21 protein-coding genes and 3 pseudogenes are annotated in these 19,682 nt (G+C 50.2%); 2 read left to right on the forward strand and 22 right to left on the reverse strand.

Features of this window, described 5'->3' with window-relative positions; all coding sequences use genetic code 11:
* Window positions 1–122: pseudogene (locus tag HMPREF9538_RS32830) on the forward strand (hypothetical protein); the annotation flags it as partial.
* Between the two features lie 23 nt (window positions 123–145).
* Here HMPREF9538_RS32830 and HMPREF9538_RS15535 read toward each other — a convergent pair.
* The 22 genes and pseudogenes from HMPREF9538_RS15535 to HMPREF9538_RS15430 form a co-directional block, all read right to left on the reverse strand.
* Window positions 146–3,688 (reverse strand): annotated as a pseudogene (locus tag HMPREF9538_RS15535) (tape measure protein); the annotation flags it as partial.
* Window positions 3,689–3,692: 4 nt separating this feature from the next.
* Window positions 3,693–3,920 (reverse strand): hypothetical protein, encoded by a 228-nt coding sequence (locus HMPREF9538_RS33200; protein WP_009484928.1) that lies wholly within the window; start codon window positions 3,918–3,920, stop codon window positions 3,693–3,695.
* Window positions 3,921–4,048: 128 nt separating this feature from the next.
* A complete protein-coding gene (locus tag HMPREF9538_RS15525) occupies window positions 4,049–4,366 on the reverse strand; it encodes a hypothetical protein (protein ID WP_009484929.1) in 318 nt (105 codons plus the stop codon).
* A gap of 53 nt (window positions 4,367–4,419) precedes the next feature.
* Window positions 4,420–5,171 (reverse strand): annotated as a pseudogene (locus HMPREF9538_RS15520) (Ig-like domain-containing protein).
* Between the two features lie 144 nt (window positions 5,172–5,315).
* A complete protein-coding gene (locus tag HMPREF9538_RS15515; protein WP_009484931.1) occupies window positions 5,316–5,765 on the reverse strand; it encodes a hypothetical protein in 450 nt (149 codons plus the stop codon).
* An 89-nt stretch (window positions 5,766–5,854) separates the two neighbouring features.
* Window positions 5,855–6,238, reverse strand: coding sequence for a phage tail terminator protein (locus tag HMPREF9538_RS15510; RefSeq protein WP_009484932.1), 384 nt, complete (start codon window positions 6,236–6,238; stop codon window positions 5,855–5,857).
* Window positions 6,235–6,729, reverse strand: coding sequence for a hypothetical protein (locus HMPREF9538_RS15505; RefSeq protein WP_009484933.1), 495 nt, complete (start codon window positions 6,727–6,729; stop codon window positions 6,235–6,237). The genes HMPREF9538_RS15510 and HMPREF9538_RS15505 overlap by 4 nt, the downstream gene beginning before the upstream one ends.
* Entirely contained in the window at window positions 6,720–7,064 is a 345-nt protein-coding gene (locus HMPREF9538_RS15500; RefSeq protein WP_009484934.1) for a hypothetical protein, read from the reverse strand. Before HMPREF9538_RS15500 ends, HMPREF9538_RS15505 begins: the two co-directional genes overlap by 10 nt.
* Before the next feature lie 10 nt (window positions 7,065–7,074).
* Window positions 7,075–7,908, reverse strand: coding sequence for a hypothetical protein (locus tag HMPREF9538_RS15495; protein WP_009484935.1), 834 nt, complete (start codon window positions 7,906–7,908; stop codon window positions 7,075–7,077).
* The gene (locus HMPREF9538_RS15490; protein ID WP_009484936.1) at window positions 7,908–8,333 is read right to left on the reverse strand and encodes a hypothetical protein; all 426 of its coding nucleotides are present in this window, start codon (window positions 8,331–8,333) and stop codon (window positions 7,908–7,910) included. Before HMPREF9538_RS15490 ends, HMPREF9538_RS15495 begins: the two co-directional genes overlap by 1 nt.
* Before the next feature lie 41 nt (window positions 8,334–8,374).
* Entirely contained in the window at window positions 8,375–8,818 is a 444-nt protein-coding gene (locus HMPREF9538_RS15485) for an Ig-like domain-containing protein (RefSeq protein WP_009484937.1), read from the reverse strand.
* Window positions 8,819–8,891: 73 nt separating this feature from the next.
* Window positions 8,892–9,764, reverse strand: coding sequence for a major capsid protein (locus HMPREF9538_RS15480; protein ID WP_009484938.1), 873 nt, complete (start codon window positions 9,762–9,764; stop codon window positions 8,892–8,894).
* A 29-nt stretch (window positions 9,765–9,793) separates the two neighbouring features.
* A complete protein-coding gene (locus tag HMPREF9538_RS15475; RefSeq protein WP_009484939.1) occupies window positions 9,794–10,678 on the reverse strand; it encodes a DUF6651 domain-containing protein in 885 nt (294 codons plus the stop codon).
* Between the two features lie 12 nt (window positions 10,679–10,690).
* Entirely contained in the window at window positions 10,691–12,265 is a 1,575-nt protein-coding gene (locus tag HMPREF9538_RS15470) for a phage portal protein (RefSeq protein WP_009484940.1), read from the reverse strand.
* Between the two features lie 31 nt (window positions 12,266–12,296).
* Window positions 12,297–13,553 (reverse strand): phage terminase large subunit, encoded by a 1,257-nt coding sequence (locus HMPREF9538_RS15465; protein ID WP_009484941.1) that lies wholly within the window; start codon window positions 13,551–13,553, stop codon window positions 12,297–12,299.
* On the reverse strand, window positions 13,553–14,140 hold the full coding sequence (locus HMPREF9538_RS15460; protein WP_009484942.1) for a hypothetical protein: 588 nt from the start codon (window positions 14,138–14,140) through the stop codon (window positions 13,553–13,555). Before HMPREF9538_RS15460 ends, HMPREF9538_RS15465 begins: the two co-directional genes overlap by 1 nt.
* Window positions 14,141–14,310: 170 nt before the next feature.
* The gene (locus HMPREF9538_RS15455) at window positions 14,311–14,577 is read right to left on the reverse strand and encodes a hypothetical protein (RefSeq protein ID WP_009484943.1); all 267 of its coding nucleotides are present in this window, start codon (window positions 14,575–14,577) and stop codon (window positions 14,311–14,313) included.
* Between the two features lie 9 nt (window positions 14,578–14,586).
* Window positions 14,587–15,477 (reverse strand): hypothetical protein, encoded by an 891-nt coding sequence (locus HMPREF9538_RS15450; RefSeq protein ID WP_009484944.1) that lies wholly within the window; start codon window positions 15,475–15,477, stop codon window positions 14,587–14,589.
* The gene (locus tag HMPREF9538_RS15445) at window positions 15,474–16,031 is read right to left on the reverse strand and encodes a hypothetical protein (protein WP_009484945.1); all 558 of its coding nucleotides are present in this window, start codon (window positions 16,029–16,031) and stop codon (window positions 15,474–15,476) included. The genes HMPREF9538_RS15450 and HMPREF9538_RS15445 overlap by 4 nt, the downstream gene beginning before the upstream one ends.
* On the reverse strand, window positions 16,021–16,662 hold the full coding sequence (locus HMPREF9538_RS15440) for an ATP-binding cassette domain-containing protein (RefSeq protein WP_009484946.1): 642 nt from the start codon (window positions 16,660–16,662) through the stop codon (window positions 16,021–16,023). Before HMPREF9538_RS15440 ends, HMPREF9538_RS15445 begins: the two co-directional genes overlap by 11 nt.
* Window positions 16,655–17,329, reverse strand: coding sequence for a ParB/Srx family N-terminal domain-containing protein (locus tag HMPREF9538_RS15435; RefSeq protein ID WP_009484947.1), 675 nt, complete (start codon window positions 17,327–17,329; stop codon window positions 16,655–16,657). Before HMPREF9538_RS15435 ends, HMPREF9538_RS15440 begins: the two co-directional genes overlap by 8 nt.
* Complete coding sequence (locus HMPREF9538_RS15430) at window positions 17,313–18,026, reverse strand: ParB/RepB/Spo0J family partition protein (protein ID WP_009484948.1); 714 nt, start codon at window positions 18,024–18,026, stop codon at window positions 17,313–17,315. Before HMPREF9538_RS15430 ends, HMPREF9538_RS15435 begins: the two co-directional genes overlap by 17 nt.
* Window positions 18,027–18,091: 65 nt before the next feature.
* Between HMPREF9538_RS15430 and HMPREF9538_RS15425 the strand changes: the two genes are divergently transcribed.
* The gene (locus tag HMPREF9538_RS15425; RefSeq protein ID WP_009484949.1) at window positions 18,092–19,669 is read left to right on the forward strand and encodes a DEAD/DEAH box helicase; all 1,578 of its coding nucleotides are present in this window, start codon (window positions 18,092–18,094) and stop codon (window positions 19,667–19,669) included.
* Window positions 19,670–19,682: the final 13 nt, after the last annotated feature.

The raw sequence follows: 19,682 nt of genomic DNA on the forward strand, positions 1-19,682 counted from the left end.
GCGCCGACGGCTCGCTGGATCGCGACCTCGACAGCCGCATCGAGCTGGAAATGCGCACCGATCATAAAGAGCTTTCCGAACACCTGATGCTGGCTATGTCTTTGACGATCGATCTTGCAAAATCACTGAAACTAGCCTTGCCGTCCATAATGAAGTCGGTAATCGTGTCCGTCATACTGGAGAACGCATTACTCCACACGGTCTCAATTTGACCGGCGACGTCTTCGTACTCCAGCGCCATCTTCTGCGTTTCAGTCCCAAACTGCTCGATAAAGGCACGACTACCACCTTCTCTCATCGCTTTCAGACTGCGCTGGTACACATCCTTCATTACATCCGACTGAGTCGTTGCGATATAACTCTGAAGTGTCTTGATGTCGCGCTGATAGTCTTCCATCCACTTAGCCATCGCAGCCTGTCGATTAGCACCATCAACCGACGACATAATCCCGCTGGTCGTCGTAGTGAATTTCGACACTGTCTGTTCAGCAGAATCGCGGTCAAGACGCTGAGAGTAGTCCGCTGCATTGGCTTTGATGAAATCGCGATCACGAATCATCTGGCGCTTCTGGTCGTCGGTGAATCGAGAGTTTGGCGGCAAGGCTTTGCCGTTGATGTCCTGATCCTTCAACGCGTTATCGATTTGACTCAGTGTTTTTTTAACCGACTCGTCGAAGCTTGCACTTGCCTTAGACGTAAGACCCAACTGACCGGCCAACTCGTTCGCGCTGGAAACGACCTGCTGATTGGCCTTAGCTACCATCGCATCAATACTTTGCTGCTTAGAGGCAGCAATATTGGCGCTCTGAAGGCGCTTGTCCGCGGCGATTTTGTCGGCCTTAGCCGCATCGGCAAGACCCTTTTTAATCGAGTTCTGCTCAGATCGACTCAGGTCGTCAAATTTCTTATCGCCTACAGCCGAGAGATAGCGCTGGTTTACGCTCATCTGGTTCTGGCCGGTGATCACATTCCCGAGAAGGTCTCGCAGCGCTTCGCCTGTATCTGGATTGACGAAATCACCAACCTTTTTGCCCGCGTTGTCCGTGATAAGCTTTATGCGATCGCCCGTCTTCGTCTGAGTGCTCAGCTTCGGCGTATCACCAGACATCGATTTTTTTGCACGGTCGAGATCTGCTTGCGCCATCTGAACCTGATTGTTGTTCAGATCGTTAATTTGCTTAGACAGTGCGATATTTTTTGTATCGAGCGTCTTTTTCTGCTCAGCCGTCAAGCTTTCACTCTTCAGCTGACTCTCTACACTGGCCTTCTGATCTTGAAGCGTTTTTACCAGATTCTGATAACCGTCTAAGCGCTTCTGAGTCGCGTCGACCAGTTTCTTTTGACGGTCAGCGTTCAACTTCTCCAGTTGACTACTTTTCTCATCTTTGCTTAGTGACTTATCATTACTGATAGCATCAGAGCGATCACGATAATCCTTAGCAGATTTTGAAAGAGAGGCGGCGTCTTTCGTGAACTGGTCATCGATCTTCTTCAGACCTGACTGCAGGTTGCGAGAAATCTCTTTACTGGCAACAGCAACCACCGCCCCACCCATGGCGTTCTGGATGTCCTGACGCTGACTTTGCACATCCTTCAGGCCGGCATTAATGTTATCAATGTTGAACTTATCGCTCTTCGCCAACCCTTTTTGCTGCTCTGGCGTCGAAGACATATAAATGCTCTTACGGCGCTTATAATCCGCCTCTTCTATGTCGAGCTGGTTTAACCTTGCAGTAAGAGCAGCCTGTTCATTTTTCCCCATCGCTTCCGGGACGGCCTTAATCTTCTCAAGCGCATCAGATGCTTTCTCTGAAACACTCTCAAACGTCGACGCCAGAAGAGCCACAACACCAACAACAGCGGTGATACCGATGATGATAGGGTTAAATTGCAAAACAGCTGTAAACGCCAACCACGCAGTTTTTGCGCCGCGAATGGCCTCTGTGATGTTAATCACCGCAGCAGCAAACAAACCGAAGTTGCGAATATCCTGAACTATTTTGCCTGTTACCGAGAGGAAACTCGTCACCCCTTTGGTCGCCAGACCAAGAGACTTGTTCAATGAAGAGAACATCTCCAGAGCAGTGCCTAGTGAACCGGTAACGATGGTTTTCAAAAGTTTGAAACCCATGCCTAAGCCGACAATTTGAGCAATGGTTTTGACCAGCTCAATATTCTTCCCAATCCACGAGGCCATTTCCGTCAATGTCTTAACGATAGCAGTCATGCCCTGGCCGAAGTTGTAGGCGAATAACTGACCTTCGGTTGTGTTTAGATAAGTCGATAGCTGCTTTAAGCCATCGGACAATGCGTCGAGATACCCGCCCTTCGCCATATTATCGGAAAAGCGCATAAATGCCGTCTGCATCTGAGCCAATGCGCCGGTAAACGAATGAGACAGACGATCTGCCGCGCCGGCGCTATCAATCTCCATGCCGAGGAAAAGCATATCAAGAGCAGACTTCGCCTCAACGGTTCCCAAAGAAACGTCTTTGACGAGCTTCGCCATGCTGACGCCCATAGTGTCGGCCATCGACTGCATTGCAGTAGGAACAGCCTCACCCAACTGCTGACGCAACTCTTCCATAGAGATAACGCCTTTGCCCGACATCTGCTGAATCGCTATCGCCGCGCGCTTCAGGATTTCCGAATCACCACCAAACTGAGCTACGGAGTTAACCAGAGCATTTAGCGATCCCGTCGTTGGATCGATACCGCCAGACTTCAGTTTCACGAATGCATCAGATACTGCATCGAGCGAAACGTGAACCTTTTCCGAAAGCCCCATGATGAAGTTCATGTCTTTCTCGGCAGCATCCTGCGGATTCTTTGCGTCCTTCTCCAGACCCTGCAGTAAGATGCGCGTGTTTTGCATCTTGCTCATGGCTTCGATCAGCGGCTGTTGCCATCCGAACAGCATTTCTTTAACGGTTCGAGCAGCGTCGCCAATTTCCCCCAGAAGGAAAATATTGCCTCGCAGCCCTTCGAACAAACCGTTCTCAGAGCGTCCATGACCGCCACCCGAATTACCTCTGCTACCGCCAGAGCCACCGCCAGAGCCACCTACTCGACCGCCACCAAGGATTCTCCCACTCAGTGATTTCTGGCGATCGATGACGGCATCCATCTGGTCACGAACGTTTTTAAGCCCGTCTGCCGCTTTGTCAGTTGTCCCTTTCCAGCGATCTAATACTTTGCTGGTGTTCGACAAACGGCGGTTCAGTGACGATGTGGTGTTACCCATGTCTGAGGCATGGTTTGAGAAGCTTTTGGCAGATTTGCCGGCGTGATCCGCGAAATCAGCGAAATCCAAAAGCTCAGACTGAGCCTTCTTCAGTACAGAAGTCAGCGCACCAACTTTACCGCTGGTCTGATCTACTCTCGTCGAGAAGACGGACAGACTACGGTTGATGGCGGCGATGTTTTCACGGATGGCTCGAAGACTTTGGCTGGCTAGTTCAGTGCCGGCCGCAAAGTCTTCCATTTTGTCCGCGCCTTTACCAAGGGAGACGCTTAGAACTGAAAACGAACGGCCTGTGGCGACGACAGACCGTTCAAGAGAGGACATTTTTTTGGAGTTATTAGAGGCCGTTTTACCGAATGTCTCTAACAAATTTCCCGCGTTTTTAATTGACGTTGAAAACTCCTTGTCATTCAACGTCAATTTAAAATCTACAATATCGGACATTCCCTTATCCTATTTTTCCAAAGATTTCCATTAATTGCTCTTTGGCGTCAGGGTCTGCTTTTGCTTTCGATGGATCGTAGACTTTATCGGTTACGACTGGTCTTCCTATCCGGTATTGCAAACCCTCCATAAACGCCGTAGCGTCTTCCGCCCCCGCCTGAGAAAGCCGTGACACCTGGAATACTCTCAGATCATCCTCGGCTTTTAGGCGGTCTATGTTGCGGCTAAGCATCCAGAAGGTTGCCAGCGGCAGCTTTAGAATCTCTCGCGGCGGAATGGCGTAATAAGCAATAACTCGGCTGAAATAGAATCCGAAGTCTATCGAGACAGTGACGACGCCGGATTCCTCTTCGCGGGAAATTACTTTACGTCTTCTCCGGCCGCGGCTTCGTTCTCTTCCTCTGCCTGTTCCATGGCGAAAGAAAAGATCTGCTGCAGCTGCGGGATGCGCAGACGATTAATCACTTCCTTTGGTACGTCAGGAATGACTTCGGCCACCAGTTCGGCATAAGCTTCAACCTGATCCAGCATTGACATAGCTTCGATGTCTTTGCCTTCAAAGGCTTTTACTTTGGCGAACAGACCGACAGTCATTTCCGCGACGGCATAGGTTTTTCCAGCCACTTTGATTTCTTTTTTCGGCGGAAGAATGGAATCCAGATCCAGTAACTTAGTCATTTCAAAAATCCTTTTAAACAGAGGGTTCTCCTGAACCCTCTTACAGACTGCTATTAAGAAGCAGCGGTTACGGTTACGGTCACTTGTGAAGACACAATTGAGCCGTCCTTAGTGGTAAACGTAATCTTCGCACTACCTGTCGCTACACCCCTCACAACGCCATTGGCGTCGACGGTTGCGATAGCTGGGTTGCTCGAAGTCCATGTCCCACCTTGCTCATCTGCGTTTGACGGGGTAATCGTCTTAGTCAGCGCAGCTGTTGCACCCACTTTGACCGATACTGAAGTCGGCGCGACGGTCACGCCCGTCACTGCTACTTTGGGGCAGAAAGAGTTCCCAAAACGCCGGTATCATCTGGGTACGCATTGAACTCCACAGAGAACACACGAACGTCATCAGACTTATACGCCATGGTGAAGTTACCGCCAGTAGCGGCCTTCGGCAGAGTCAGAATGAAGTCGGTGCCGTCCTGCGGGGTCAGGATCAGCTGCTGCGCTACGTCAACCAGGTTTACCCCCTGTGCTGATTTGATGCTCAGAGTTTTGGTGTCGGTGGACATGGTGGAGCCAGGCATCAGATTAACCATGTTCGCCAGCACGCTTTCTGCCAGTGGTACGGTTACTTTGATGTTACGACCCTGAATCAACTCAGAGATCGTGGTTTGCCCCAGCTGGTCTACGGTCACTTTCAGAGTTTCAGTAGAGACTTCTACCTCTACGCCGCCCTTGGTGTAACCGAGATCGGTGCCAGCGAATGAAACCGCACACGCACCTAATTTGATGTTTTTTACATGGGTATTAGCCATTGTTGGTAAACTCCTTTTACCGTTGCTTTGTCATCTTGACAGAAAGTAAGTATATACTTACTAACTTCAATATTACAACATCGAGATGGAGTTTGAATTCAACTTAGACTTTTTGATGTGGGGGTATCTCTCCCCCACGAGGATTTACTTGGATGAGGACTTTTCTTCACGATTCTTGTTGAAGGCTTCAACACCCTTTGAGCAGGCTATTTCATAATCATAGTATCTGCGGTCAATGATCCCGGTGTCAAAGTTATACCGAGGCAAAACTTCGATCATAAAGTCCTTTTTTTCGTCATTAAACTTTGACACTTCAAGCATCAAATCCGAAGAAAACTCGGTTTCAAAATCCTCTCCATGAGCATCTTTGCCCTTCACTTTTCCGCAAACAATATATTCGCCGATAGGGAGCGTTTTCTCAGCGTTAGTGTTGACGAACTTGATATCAGAAAAGGACGCCGACTCCGGGTCTGCCAGCTTCTTCAGTATCGCTTCTTTCGTAAACTCAACAGCCTCATCCTTCATTTTGTCTTCGCCGCAACCGGTGACAAGAAAGGTCACTGAAAGTGTTAATGCGATGAATGTTTTTTTCATTAAAACCACTCCATTTATTTTTCTTTATACTCAATTAGTTCGAGCGGCCAGACAACAAAAATTAAAGGCCGCGCAAAGCGGCCTGAAAGTTACAACATATACCCGGCAAATTCCACAGGAAGCCCAATCTCGAACAGAGCACCATCATTTCGGGGATACACAATCGGGAGTGTCATGGGTCGAAGCATCCTAAAAAAAACACTCTTTGACGTGACATTGTCGACAGGAAACAAATCATTTATCACCTGCATTTTCCTCTGTGCGGCTGATAGAGAAATATCACGCACAACAATCAGCACTGAGTCCATATAGAAGCCGGCAAGTTCATGATCGACTTCAATGCCGCTGGTTGGTGAAGTCACCATCACGGCGCTTTTGGCATCTTGTGGCATTGCATCAGCAAAAATAGTGGAGCCGACTTTGCCAACCCCCATCTTCGCCAAATACAAAGCCAGACCCTCTACAAACATCATCGTCTCCTTATAAACCCTGCTTTCCTGGCTGAGTTTTCTACTATTTCAGGAAACCGCTTTCGAATGTATTCGACGGCTCTTTCCATGTACCGACGCCCGACGTTAACCCGTCGAGTATCTACCGGCCCCTGCGTCATCTGCTTCAGAATAGAACCGGCACCGAGGCTGTATTTGTGCTTTTCCATATAGATCGCATAATCACCAACTGTAGTGCCGGGTTTAACCTTCACCGCCCCACTGCTCTGTCTTGGTCGGCTTTCATCAACCTTCATTTCGATGTGCAAGCTGTCGTAACCAGTCTTCACCACGCGAGCAAAAATGGCACTTTCAAGAGATCCGGTTTCCATCGGGGCCATTGCTCTTGCCATTCTCTGAGCGACATTAGCCAGCTTTGCCATTTCAGAAACAAGTACGCGTTTATAGGCTTTCTGGCTGTTACTGAGACGACTCTGGGCCTTCTTCAGATTCAGCGTGTTGATGTTTAAACCCATATATTCGCCCCGACTTCATAATGCCCCGGACGGCCGCGCAGCCCCCATCGCTGGTGGATGCTTTCGACTCGCATTTTTTTGCCGTTAACGATAAGCACATCCTCTTTGGCGATCGGCGCCGACAATGGCACGATAAAGACCGCATCAAACAGCGCAATCTCCGCCTTGCCACGGCTTGCGGAACTATCAGCACGAACAGACGTTTTATCGATACTGTCAACGAACGAAACTACGCCCATCTTTATCTGAGCAGCGAACTCGTATTTCGCCTCTCCGTACAAGTCCATACCACCCTTCTTGTACAGAGCACCCTCAACCTGCCAGGCAATATCCATTTGACCCGCCTTACTGTCTGCGAACGATGACGCGGTTATCCATGTACTTCAGCAACATTCTCCACGTCGTTTTGGCGACAATAGAGACAGCGCCTTTACCCTGGCGGTAAGCCATGGTCGTTTCACCAATCGACTCAGAGACGATCCCATCCTCACGCGCACGCTGAATATCACTGCCGCCGGCAATCTCACTGGCTTCATTCACAACGGCCAGAGCAAGTGCGTTCCGAAAGGCTTCTGGAAACTCCATAAAGTCATCGTCGGTCAGCTTATCCCAATCAACAATGTCGGAGGTGTACTGACCAGCCCAGCGGAAAGGCAGAGTCGACGTCTGAAGCATATTCTGAGGGCGATCATAGTCATCCCAATCCATGTCGTAGATCCGACGAATTGAAAACGACATCGACTTAATGCGCTTCGTCGCCTCTATCAGCTGGCGTCGCAAGTCCCCTTCGCCACCGGTTAGCAAACTTCCGCCGTTAAGCATGTCGATCGCCTGCAGCTGCGCTTCGCCAATGGAGATAAACGACTGCTTCGGGACAGACAGCTCAAAACTGCGTAAAACGATGTACTGCTGCTCTTTGGTAATGAAAGCGCCACCTGCATCAACTGACAGCGTAACGCGTCGCAAATCGCGTTCACGCTCACCCAGAGCGTTAATCGCCCCAGGGACAGTGACAGTGACGAACATCTGCCCATCAGAGACAGGGACATCGACGCCGGACGTGACGATATTTCCGCTGGCGTCTTTCACAGAGTAACTGGCTGAGGTAGCGCTCATCACATCGAGAGAAAAGCGTAACGTGACATCATCCCCGTCTTTATAAACGCCAAGCTGCTCCATTACACGCCGCCTTGTGCTTTCAGAATGCCGTCAATCATCTCTACGATGCCTTTGGCCTTCACGCCCATTACCCCACCAATCAAACGCAGACCCGCGATCCCTTCACTATCAGCGACAGCCTCAAGCTCTTCACGCGTGTAGATCTGAACACCAGGCTCGACAGTACCGCGAACGAGATTGGTCACTGGCTCTGCGGCATATTCCTTAACGGCCTCAGCATTAACGGAGTATCGCTCGCTATAAGCGCCAGCTGCCGAAACATTGCGGCCATCAACGGTTTCCGCACGCATCGACGCGCAGATACGCTGCTGATCCACAAACGGTAGCTCTTCGACAGAAACACCATCTTCGAACTGAACGCCACAAAGCAGACCGGTGTATCCCTTAAAGGTCGATTCCAGCAACTTCACTTTTGCACTTTTCATTTTCTATCCCTGAATATGGGCGCCATATGACGCCCTTTTGGTTAAACTTGGACTGTCTCTGGATTGTTTACGGTGATAGCCGCTTCGCCGAATACAGAGCCGTCATTGGCTACCAGACGAATCTTCACACTGCCTTCAGCGATACCCGTCACCAGGCCAGACACATCGACGGTCGCAATGCCGGAATCTTCAGTAACCCAATGGTAAGAGCGGTCGGTGGCGTCATCAGGCTTAATAGAGCCTCCCAACTGAACCGTATCACCCACCAGCACAGTCGCCGTCTTCGGGGCAACCGTTACGCTCTGGACGTGAATGACAGCGGCTGCATCGACGTATGGCTTAGACTTGAAACATGCAGTCAGGCGATTCTGGCGATATTCGGTCATCGGCGCGTCAGACACTGATTTGGTAAACGACGTGTTAAACATCGTTCCGGTGAAATTAGCGAACTGCTCGTCCGTGATTTCCATTTTTTGCTCAGGCATATCCTTCCCTCAAAAAAAAAGGGCGGGCGCAAGCCCACCCATTAGCTAAGTAAGTATTTACTTACTTATCTGATTAAATCTTAACGCCGCCCAGAGCTGCAATGGCTTTGTCATGCTTGTTAACCAGACCGGTGTACCACTTAACACGGGTACGGGTTGCGTCTTTATCCTGAACGGTGCCGATGGACTCGACAACGATACCGGCATTGTCACCGCCGTAGATACCGGACAGGCCGTTCTCTTCGGACATGTGCAGGCAGTAAATCGGAGCCGCGCCGTCAGTAACCGGGATAAAGTCGTTCACGATGAACGGAATGCCGTTGTGGGTCAGCATCGGACGACCGAAGTTCTCGACCATGATTTCACTCGGGCCGGCGTTCACGGTACGCAGCAGCGCACGGTAAGCACGCAGGTGCTCGGAACGAACCATCAGGCAGTCAGCGCCCAGATCTTTCACAGCATCGACGAGTTCGTCCAGCATGGAGAAGGTCATGGAAGCGTTAGCCGCGATGTGCTGGTCAGCAGCCATCAGCTTAGCAATGCCGTTAAAGGATTTCGGGTTGACGGTTTCATCACCCTGGATCAGATTGCGGCGGAATGCGCGAGCCAGACCTTTAACTTTCGCGCGGATCTGAATTGCCAGCTGGCTGTTGGTGTCATCCATGGTGGTAGCCAGGAATTTATCAACGTCCACATCACCGGCCATAATACGCAGCTTAGCGGTATGCTCGGTGAAGGTCGCCGCGCCTTCCGGGATAACTTCGTTCACGTCGATGAAACCGGCTTCGGACAGAGTCGCTTCGCGGTTATACAGGTACGCTTTGCTGTTCACTTTGAAGAACGGCAGGATTGCGAACAGGTCATCACGGTCGATAATCGTCTCGATTACGCCCTGCTCCAGTTCGTTATTACTCAGCTTTTCAGCTTCTTCACGCAGTAAAGGCATCTTTCATTTCCTTATGATTAAGATGTTTGTTACTTGTTCAATTTACCGATGCCGGCGGTCAACTTATCCAGTGTCGACTTTTTGGTTTCGGTATTCAGTTTCGGTTTGGTGGTGGTTTTGGAATGAGCACCCTGTTTCGCTTCACTGCGCAACAGAGCATCAGCCTCCGGGTCAGCACGCAGAATGCGTTCAATCGCACTCTCAAATGCCAGCGGGTTGCCTTGACCATCAACCAGAACCGCACGATCTTTCGCGCCAGCTGGTTTGTCGTAACCAACTACCTGACCGTCTTCGCCAATTTCGAAGTGAGAGCCGTAAATAACGCGGGCTTTTGCCGGAGTCATCAGGACTTTTTCACGCAGGAATTGGGACTCCCCAAACGAAGTACCGATGGTTTTCTCAACCAACTTGTTCTTCATACCTGCGATTTCAGCTTCGAGTTCAGCAATACGAGCGTCGCGACCTTCCAGGTCTTTTCCGTGTGCTTCGATCATCTGCTTTTTCACAGCGTCAAATTCACCGCGGCGCTCAAGCTCCTGACGCTCAGCGTCTTCGCGAGCTTTTTGAGCAGCGGACTCGGCTTGAACCAGCTCAAGCGCACGCTCCGGTGCGATATCGCCGTACTTAGCCAGTTTTTCTTTCAGAGTTTGCTCGTTACTCTTGCGCTTCATGCTCTCTTTCAGCAGAGACGCGGCGTTTTTACGCTCTTCACGAACCTTAGCGATCAGCTCTTCAGCGCTCAGACCTTCCAGATCGTCAGCTGTAGTTTCGCTCTTATCGCCTTTGTCTTCCGGTGCGGCGATCTTGTCTTCGACAGATGCTTCGCCACCGCCGCCACCTAACTCTTCTTTACCTGCAACATCCATATACCCGCGATGGGTATTGGTCAGCTGCATCCACTGCCATAATTTCATTCGTAAATCCTTTTATTCGTCATTACCCGGTTTCTTGGGTGATGGTTTCCCGGTTCCTTGGGATTTTTCTTGCCCATTTTCTCGGGCCGTATCTTTATCATAAGTAAGTGCTAACTTACTTTCAAGGGCCAAGGCGTCATTTTTTGGAGGAAATTGCAATAAATCTTTCTCAATATCCTTCATTTTGCCTTTGGAAAGATTCGGGAAGATTTTATCGATAAGGATTTCCATCTGATAACGACGGACAGAATCTGGCGCTTCCAGATCTTTCAGGTTGCTCGCGACTTCGAATTCATCAACCAGTCCACGGATGTCGAAACTCTCCGGGTACGTGACCAATTCTTCGCTCTCTGGCATCTTCTCACCCATCCATGCAGTTACCAGCGTCATCAACATTTCTTCGGCTCGCTGCAGGCGACTCGATTTATTGATGAGTAGACTATTTACTCGCTGGAAGTCATACAGTTTGGCTGCGCCGCTGGAGTTGTCGATACCCTTTGCGTTGTCCTGCTTCGTGCGCTCTCCGGCAACACCAACAGAGTGATAAATCTCGTTGATGATCTGCTGGACGGTCGAAATGATCATGCTCGCCTGTTTTGGGTCTGGCGACAGATAGAAAGGCTGGGCGCCATTTTCGCCGTCATAGGTGAAAACGCGCTTCGTGCCAAACTCCAGCACTTTTTTGTGATTCTCATCACCAGGCAGAAGAGACTGAACCGGGATGGCCAGCTGCGAGAATGTCTGATCCTGAATGATGGCATCAAGGTTAGACAGATAGTTGGCAACAGCCCGGTCGAGATAGGCAATATCGTCAATCAGTGATGGACTGAAGTACGGCGATTCGCTCTGACCCATACAGTCAACAGGGAAGACAGGAACCATGCCGAGACCGTGCTCTCCAGTATCTTCCAAAACAACTTTCGTTCTACTACCTGACCGCTGCCCCTTGCGATCTTCGCGGAAAAGATACCAGTGGTCTTTCGTCCATAGACGGTAACGCAGAAACTCTTTACCCGATGAGGTGAAGGGGTCAGCGTCGTCGCGGCTCACTTCGCAGATCAGAATCCAACTCAGATTCCCCTCTTCATCCCAAGCACAGTCCAGCATCTGCTGAGGTGAAACCCAATATGCATAGGCACGGCCATCAGACTTTTTCTGGTCTTCTTTCGACTCGATGTCGCCCGATACGGTGCTATCAACAACCACCCAGATACGGCCATAAATTGAAGACTGGAGGTCTACTTCAACCATAAAATCATCAATGTTCATATTCTGACGGGTTGCTCGCTTCCAGAACTCCTTCACTGACGGCGGGGCATCATCCTCGCAGCGCTGAATGTCCTCTTTGAACAGATATTTATTAATCAGATTCACGACTTCGCGGGTATGGTTAAACCGGTAAGCGCGTTCCAGACGCTCCTTGAACTCGGCATCACCCTCCTTAAAGTAGCGGAAGATGTTATCTTTAAACCAAGTGCGGCCACCGGCGTAGGTGGCTGCGATAAAGTCCCAATGAGCTTTTCGTAGCTCATAATCAGGATGGCGGCGATTCACCAGATCCTGAATCATTTTGTTCGACAATTCCATTTGTCATATTCCTATGTTAGTAAATACTTACTTATCTTGATCCACCAAGAATAACACGAGTTTTAACCGGGAAGCGACGGTGAATTGGATAACCCAAGGCATCGGCACTGTGCTCGACGTTACCTGTTTTATCAATGTCTCGGCCGCCAGGCTTATAAATCACCTTCTCAAGCGATTCAATCAGGTGCTTGCACTTCGGGTCTATGTATAGACGAACATCGCCTGAAGCGGTCAGAAGCAGACGGTTTACGGCGTTAACACGGTCAGCGATTGGCGGGTGCTTCTTCGGGTGATCCACTCGCATGAACCCCTTCTCCTTGAAGATGTCCACATCAGACTCACCGCGAGCGTGCTGTCGATATGCGCCGGCCGGGTCAGGGAAAACCGTAACCTGGCTTTTCTGGCGCCAGTACCTTCTCTCCAGCTCATCACACACCTCTGAGGTGTTGGAAGAGAACAGAACAACCTCATCAATCGCCCAGACCTCACCATTGGGTTGCGGTTGCAGGATCACCGAGGACATTGGGTCGATGTTGAAGTCCTGACCAACCCAGATTGGCAAACGCGGATTGAACTGTAGCGGCCTGACATGCACGTTGCGATCGAACGGGTAATATACGCGCCCAGACATGTTTTCGAACGACGCAAGGTACTCCTGCGCGAACGATTTAGGGTCCATATCGTTCTTCGCCGCTTCGATTTCGCTGTCTGGTACAAACGGGGAGTCCGCCGTCACAAATTGCCAGCTCTTCCACAAGCCTTTCGCTTGCATCTCAGGGTTCTGACCTATCATGAACAGCTTATGGAACTCAGAGAACCCCTTTGGCGTACCGATGATCAGCGCACCGCCGCGCGTAGATGACAGCGTCGGTCGAAGCACCTTGTACCAGGTGTCCGGCTTCATGTCCTGAAACTCGTCAAGCACGACAAAGTTCAGCGCAACACCGCGAAGCGTATCCGGCTTATCTGCACCCTTCAGTGCGATTTCACTACCGTTTTTCAGGACGATAGTCATCGTAGTGTCGTTCTTTTTCGCAATCCATTTGCGAGGCAAAACTTCCTGCAGGTCGTCCCACAGGATCTGACGTGCCATCTGGTATGTCGGCGCGACGTACCAAACGCGCTGCTTACGATCGGCAGCGGCGGCTTTGATAATTTTGGAGATCGACAGACGAGATTTACCCCAACGTCGACCGGCGCAAACAACCTTAAAACGATGTGGAGACTTGAAGACCTTCATCTGCCCCGAATGCAACTGAACCAGACTCAGGGATGATGGAATAGCCATTATTCCTCCCCCTCATCGTCTACATCAGGAAGGTACAGATCCTCTTCATCGACAAGGTTGTCCTCGTCCATTTTTTTAAGCTCATCTACCTGGGCTGAAGTCAGCTCGCCGAACACAAGATTCGGGATTTCGTCAGTGATAACGTCATCTTTTTCCAGACCGAGAGCGCGGCTCGACACGTCGAAGCACTTCTGAACGACAGCGGCAGCACGCTGAAGAGCCTTGATATCGTCTTCAACTAAACTAAGTGAGCGACCCTCCTTCTTGGCGGTGGCGATCTGATTAATGGTGAGACCGCTCAGCCATATTGCCCACTTGTCATATTCTTCTTTCCTGCTTTCTACTTTTTGCGCTCGCGCTCGCGCACGAATTTCCGCATCCGACTTTAGCGATTCGCGGATCATCTCCCCGACACTGTCTGAGCCTTTAGCGATACCTTTCTTTTTGAAGTACCGCGAGAACGTCTCAGAGCGAGTCCCGTACTCTTCTTCGAGCATCGATAGGGTGTATTCGCCTGAGCGCCACTTAACCTCAATCTCTGCCCATTGCGCCGGAGACAGGCGCGGTTTTTTTGCGGATTCTGTCATAGTTCCCTCTACTACCACTCGGCATCTTCCTGACGCCTTAAAACAATTTGTTTTCTGGTGGTTATATGTTTAAAAAACACACAAAAAACACTAAAAAGAGAGCCTGGCTCCTATATATTTATATATTCTGAAGTTCTTCTTTTAAAAACATACAGAATCAGGCATTTAAACTACCCCAGCAGCATTTTCGCTTTTGCTCGACCAAGAATAGTCAACCCCAGCGTGCGACGTTGATGCAGCGTTTCGCCCCGCGGCCGACAGTCGTGCTTTTCAACCAGACCTTTCTTGATCAGCGCACGCAGCGAAAACTGAATGCTCTGTTTCGTTGTGCGATAGGGCAAAATCTCCAGCAGCTCGTCCAGATCGAGAAGATGTCCACGCTCATAGCCGAGATTCAAGGTTTTGATGACGTCTTTTTGTTTAGAAGTCAGGTTCATAGTGTGTCCTTACAAAATTTTCGTTAAATCCAGCGGCGCATCCAGCGGCTGGTTATCAAATGCGAGAAGTGGCAGAGCGTCAGGCAGCTGACGTCCAAAATCCGGGTTCCGATACACTCCATAGAGCGGACTGGTGAAACTCAGCGTGTGAATATCCTTCAGAAGCTTCACAATGCTCGCTTCGTCCGTCAGTGTGTCTGCAATGTCCTGAACAGTCGTCCCGCGGTTACGTCCAGCTTTCGCCAGCGACGAATTTTTGTGGTAGTTCGCAACCAGATCATGCAATGCACGTTTCCTGCGCCCCTCCGCCATTCTCAGCAGTTCTTTCACCACAGACTCGTTATCACCAGGGTCAGCTCTAAAATGGCGCTGGAAGACTTTCAGAGCGCTTTCGTAGGACTTTGGTCTTTCTGGTTTGATGAACTTAAACCCTGCTTTCATAGCGAACGGGTTGTACTTGCTCATTGACGACTGAATTTCGAGGATCGGCTTGTCGTGCATACGACAAACCATATTCATGAAACGATACGATAAGCCCAGACCACGATACTGCGTATCGGCTACCAGACGGCTGACAACGGCGAATTCCTGATTCACACGCTTACCCCAAATCTGGTTCGCCTCACGCGTATTTGATGTCGGTTTGATATCCGGGAACATGCGATGACGCGGCGCCAGTAGAAGTTTCGGGTAAGCCATGACCAGAACACCGATGAGACGACCGTCCAGCTCAGCTCGGTAATAAGACGGGGCAAAAGGTTTACCGTCAGTTTTGTAATGCAAGCCTTTCAACGTATTCCAGTCGTCTACCGTGCCTTTCTTCACAACTATGCGTTCCATGAAGTCCAGGTGGCGCGGGAACTCTTCAGGCCGGTGGCGTTTGATAATGATGTCGGTCATCTCTTCACCACCTTCTTGACACTGCCATAAACTCCGCGACGGATGGAATGCGGATCTCGGGTCACGATGGCTTCTACTGGAGGTAAGCCACCTGCTTTTTTATCAGCCTTGAATTGTCTGAATGCAGCATCCAGCTTCTCGGCGATGTACCCCTGCAGATAGGTAATGGCCTCCTGATCGACCAAATGAACGCCGTGCGATTCTGCGGTCGACATGGCAACATGCAGCGCCTCATGCCATAACGTTTTTTCGTCCCGGACGTCAGGCAGGAAAACGCCGTGAACCGAACGGTCTGCTTCGAAGTAACCCATATCCGTCCCCCAGCCACCAGCGTCGCCGATAAACTCGCTATCGTCGACGCCGTAAAGCTGCTTCATCGTCTCGACATAACGATCTGCGCCAAATACCACAACGCAGCGACTGTAATACGGGGCCACACGGAAACCATATGCACCGTGCGCACGCAGCCAGTCTTTCCACTCTTCTTCAGTGGTAAAACGGCGCCTCAGCTGGGCGCCCTCATAAATCGGGAAAACCTTGTTATCAATGCTCATAATCCACCTTCACACGCTCTTTGTAGTGTTTGGTGATCTGCACTGATGGGCGCAGAGCATTTTTAAGGTCTTCATGCGTTGTCGCAACAATGACCGTCGCGCCGACAGCGCGAGCGGCACGCTGCAGATTGGAGGCAACAACCTGGGCAGTCACTCGATCCAAAACCGCGCCAAATTCATCGGCAACCCAGACATCTGCGCCGGATTCGATTAACTTGGCGATTTTGAGACGATACTTCTGGCCGTCGGACATCTCTGACGGCTTTCTGACGAACAGATAGGCGTCATTCAACCCAGCCATAGAAAGCAGCCCCAGCGCGTCGCTGGTGGTCTTCCCTAACTGATCGATAACGTTGGTGTCGTCAGCAAAGACAAAGTCGTCAATTGACGCAACGCGCTGGCCGGCATCAGCCATCAGACGCTGCAATTCACGAAGAACAACGGATTTGCCGGAACCGGACTGACCGGTCACGTAAACTACGTCACCGCGTTCGATATCCAGTTCCAGATTGTCATAAAGCGTCCACGCCTTTTCGTCCAAACCAAGCCCGAAAGATTCGGCGATCTCCAGCGTGCGGATCGTCTTATTGACTCGCGTGTTGAAGGAGACGTTGATGACGTACTTACTCATACTCGGCCACCTCTTCGGAAATCTTCTCCGCAAAGGCAATAAAAGCGGCTTCGCCCATCAGACCGGTTTTCTCTTCCATGTGAGCGAGCAAATCACCAACAGCGATCGCGCAACTGGTCGGGATGTCTTTGAAACCCAAGATGTCGATGATACGAGTTCGGCCACCAGCAACTTCTTCCGTTATCGCTTTATGCTCTTCGCGCTGACGTTCAGCCTCTTCGTTCAAGTCGTCAATCAACGTATCGTCGGCCATTTTTTCGGTCAGATCTTCGATAAACACCTTCAACTCCCGGTCGTCAAATCCGTAGATCTCAACGTCTTCATCCTGAAGTAGTTCGTTTAGCTCTTCCTGCATACGAATGGCGTCATAATCGATACTGGCTAATCGGTTGTCTTCGAGACGTTTCGCCCGAACAGCACTTTCTGACAGATCGTCACGAACAATGACAGGCACAAGAGCTAAGCCAGCCACCAGAGCCGCTTCGCGACGACCATGGCCGGTAATAATTACACGATGCTTGTCAACGGTGATTGGCTGGTCGAATCCACGACTGACGATGGCTGCAGCCAGGTCTTTAATCTGGCGCTCATCGTGCTTTTTGGCGTTTTTCTCATACGGAATGAGAGTGCGCGGGTCGAGATACTGAATCTCAAACGACTTTTTCATCGGTTACGTCCTTGTAATATTGAGTTAGCCACACCAGAGCCTCGCCAGCGTCTTCCATTTCGCTGCCGGTTTTAATCCCCTGCTCTCGGATGATAGTTTTGATGACTTCTGTCACGCTCTCTGCTGTATCAAATGACACTTTGAAGCGCATGGTCTGGTGCTCAACACCTAGACGCTCTTTCTTCTCGCGAGCATCCGGCTCGGCGGCATGGTCTTCTTCCTCGCCCAGCATACTCAACTCTTCGAGATCGACACTTGACTCACGCGCCAGCGTTTCAGTCATTTCCTCGTCATACGGGGCGATGTCTGCCAGTGAATAGTCAATTTCAGCCTGAATACTCTCAATAAGGCGCTGCAGCTCGACGGCATCATCTTCACCGTAGCGCTCATTATCAACCAGTGACATCTGCTTGGCGGTATTGTCGTCAATCACACCGACGGAGGTGACTGGAACGGCTGCCATGCCGTGCTCAATGGCAGCACGCCACCGGTGCTCCCCGCCGAGGATTTCGTAAGTACCATCCAACAATTCGCGAACCAGAATCGGCTTAAAAAAGCCAAGTCGGTCGATTGAGTTTTTCAGTTTGTCGAAGTTTCGAGCGCCAACCACATTTGTATTCCAGGGATTCGGCCTCAGCAGCGCCGTCTCCACCGTCAAAATACTGATTTTAATGTCCATATTTTTGATACAATCCATATAATAAATGATTACTTACATAGAATACCCAATTAACACAAATAAGGCACGAAGGAAATCAAAAAATGACAGTCAGAATCGTGTTTGACGCAGTCAATGCCATCGTCAAGGGAGCAAATGACGATGTGAAATTGAAAATACAGAAAATGCTCAGCTACGAGGTGGATGGGGGCAGATACAGTGGCGGCGACAGTGGCTGGAACGGTCAAAGTTCAATGTTCAGCTGGGCCAATGGCGTATTTCCGGCCGGGTTCGCTCGTGCCGTTGCTGCAGATCTTGGTCGGTTGGGCATTAAATGTGCGCTTGTGAGGAAAGAGCTTACCAAACCTCTCGGCGCCCCAAATCCCGTCGTAAGCCCTTTCCCCTACAACCCGGATTATGCCTATCAGGATGAAACCTGCGAGCGTCTGGTTCGGTTTGGTGGAATGATTGCTCAAGTGGCTACCGGTGGCGGGAAATCGCAAATCGCGTGCAAAGCCGCAGCGAGGATCGGCAGGATGACATTGTTTATCACCACCCGCTCGATGCTAATGTTCCAGATGGCTGATAATTTTCAGGAATCCATCGATTATCGAGCCGCCCATGGCGAGCCATGGCTTAAAAATGAAAAGGTTGGTGTCATTGGATCTGGTGAATTGAAGTTTTCCCGATTCATCAACGTGGCAACTGTCCAGACATTATCCAGCTTCCTGAGCGAGCCGGCCGCGGATTTGTCAAAGGATAAGAAAGAATTTCATCTCCGACGTCGCGAACTCATAAAGCAAATGCTATCCAAGGTCTCACTGCTGATCCTCGAAGAAGCCCATGAGGCATCCGGCGAGAGTTTCTACGAAATCGCGCGTCTCTGTAAAAACGCAGATTATCGTCTCGCGCTGACTGCAACGCCTTTCATGAAAGATAGCACTGAGGCCAACATGCGTCTTATGGCTGTATCTGGTCGAATAGAAATCAAAGTGTCTGAAAAATATCTGATTGATAAGGGTATTTTAGCAAAACCAGTTTTCCTTTATCGTAAAATCGGTTACGTTCCAGATATCGAGCTTCTAAACAAGGAATTAACAGGAAAACATGTTAACTTCCGAGTTAGTATGTCGACCGCGTACCAGAAAGCTTATCAGCTAGGTATCACGTATAATCTTGCCAGAAACCGAGCTATAGTGGATACCGCTGAAGAATTTAAGCGTCACAATCTGAGCTGCATGACGTTGGTCAGACATGAACGGCATGGGCAGATTCTAAAGGCTATGCTGGGAGAGCGCGGGCTGGTGGCGAGCTTTATCAACGGCAAGTCATCGGCCGCGACTCGATCTGCCAAACTGGCAGAACTGGCTTCGGGAAAAATCGATGTTCTTATCGGCTCTACAATACTGGACGTCGGCGTAGACGTTCCGAGCGTTGGAGCTGTTATCATTGCTGGCGGTGGCAAAGCCGAAGTTGAGCTGCGACAGCGTGTTGGTCGTGGTCTTCGTAAGAAAAAGGGAAAGGCGAACGTGTGTTTCATTGCTGATTTTCTGGATACATCAAACAAACACCTGATGTCTCACTCTTACGAGAGAAAACATATCATCACCACTACACCAGGCTTCGCGGAGGGTGTACTGGACATTGACGGAAAATTCGACTTCTCGATTCTTGCGTCATAACTTGTTGCCCGCC

The organism is Klebsiella sp. MS 92-3 (genome assembly GCF_000195655.1).
GTDB classification, from domain to species: Bacteria; Pseudomonadota; Gammaproteobacteria; order Enterobacterales; family Enterobacteriaceae; genus Klebsiella; species Klebsiella pneumoniae.

Bases quoted from the DNA above. Each gene is read 5' to 3' on its own strand.
- HMPREF9538_RS33200 (WP_009484928.1), bottom strand. From the start codon at position 3,920: ATGCTTAGCCGCAACATAGACCGCCTAAAAGCCGAGGATGATCTGAGA.
- HMPREF9538_RS15525 (WP_009484929.1), bottom strand. From the start codon at position 4,366: ATGACTAAGTTACTGGATCTGGATTCCATTCTTCCGCCGAAAAAAGAA.
- HMPREF9538_RS15515 (WP_009484931.1), bottom strand. From the start codon at position 5,765: ATGAAAAAAACATTCATCGCATTAACACTTTCAGTGACCTTTCTTGTC.
- HMPREF9538_RS15510 (WP_009484932.1), bottom strand. From the start codon at position 6,238: ATGATGTTTGTAGAGGGTCTGGCTTTGTATTTGGCGAAGATGGGGGTT.
- HMPREF9538_RS15505 (WP_009484933.1), bottom strand. From the start codon at position 6,729: ATGGGTTTAAACATCAACACGCTGAATCTGAAGAAGGCCCAGAGTCGT.
- HMPREF9538_RS15500 (WP_009484934.1), bottom strand. From the start codon at position 7,064: ATGGATATTGCCTGGCAGGTTGAGGGTGCTCTGTACAAGAAGGGTGGT.
- HMPREF9538_RS15495 (WP_009484935.1), bottom strand. From the start codon at position 7,908: ATGGAGCAGCTTGGCGTTTATAAAGACGGGGATGATGTCACGTTACGC.
- HMPREF9538_RS15490 (WP_009484936.1), bottom strand. From the start codon at position 8,333: ATGAAAAGTGCAAAAGTGAAGTTGCTGGAATCGACCTTTAAGGGATAC.
- HMPREF9538_RS15485 (WP_009484937.1), bottom strand. From the start codon at position 8,818: ATGCCTGAGCAAAAAATGGAAATCACGGACGAGCAGTTCGCTAATTTC.
- HMPREF9538_RS15480 (WP_009484938.1), bottom strand. From the start codon at position 9,764: ATGCCTTTACTGCGTGAAGAAGCTGAAAAGCTGAGTAATAACGAACTG.
- HMPREF9538_RS15475 (WP_009484939.1), bottom strand. From the start codon at position 10,678: ATGAAATTATGGCAGTGGATGCAGCTGACCAATACCCATCGCGGGTAT.
- HMPREF9538_RS15470 (WP_009484940.1), bottom strand. From the start codon at position 12,265: ATGGAATTGTCGAACAAAATGATTCAGGATCTGGTGAATCGCCGCCAT.
- HMPREF9538_RS15465 (WP_009484941.1), bottom strand. From the start codon at position 13,553: ATGGCTATTCCATCATCCCTGAGTCTGGTTCAGTTGCATTCGGGGCAG.
- HMPREF9538_RS15460 (WP_009484942.1), bottom strand. From the start codon at position 14,140: ATGACAGAATCCGCAAAAAAACCGCGCCTGTCTCCGGCGCAATGGGCA.
- HMPREF9538_RS15455 (WP_009484943.1), bottom strand. From the start codon at position 14,577: ATGAACCTGACTTCTAAACAAAAAGACGTCATCAAAACCTTGAATCTC.
- HMPREF9538_RS15450 (WP_009484944.1), bottom strand. From the start codon at position 15,477: ATGACCGACATCATTATCAAACGCCACCGGCCTGAAGAGTTCCCGCGC.
- HMPREF9538_RS15445 (WP_009484945.1), bottom strand. From the start codon at position 16,031: ATGAGCATTGATAACAAGGTTTTCCCGATTTATGAGGGCGCCCAGCTG.
- HMPREF9538_RS15440 (WP_009484946.1), bottom strand. From the start codon at position 16,662: ATGAGTAAGTACGTCATCAACGTCTCCTTCAACACGCGAGTCAATAAG.
- HMPREF9538_RS15435 (WP_009484947.1), bottom strand. From the start codon at position 17,329: ATGAAAAAGTCGTTTGAGATTCAGTATCTCGACCCGCGCACTCTCATT.
- HMPREF9538_RS15430 (WP_009484948.1), bottom strand. From the start codon at position 18,026: ATGGATTGTATCAAAAATATGGACATTAAAATCAGTATTTTGACGGTG.
- HMPREF9538_RS15425 (WP_009484949.1), top strand. From the start codon at position 18,092: ATGACAGTCAGAATCGTGTTTGACGCAGTCAATGCCATCGTCAAGGGA.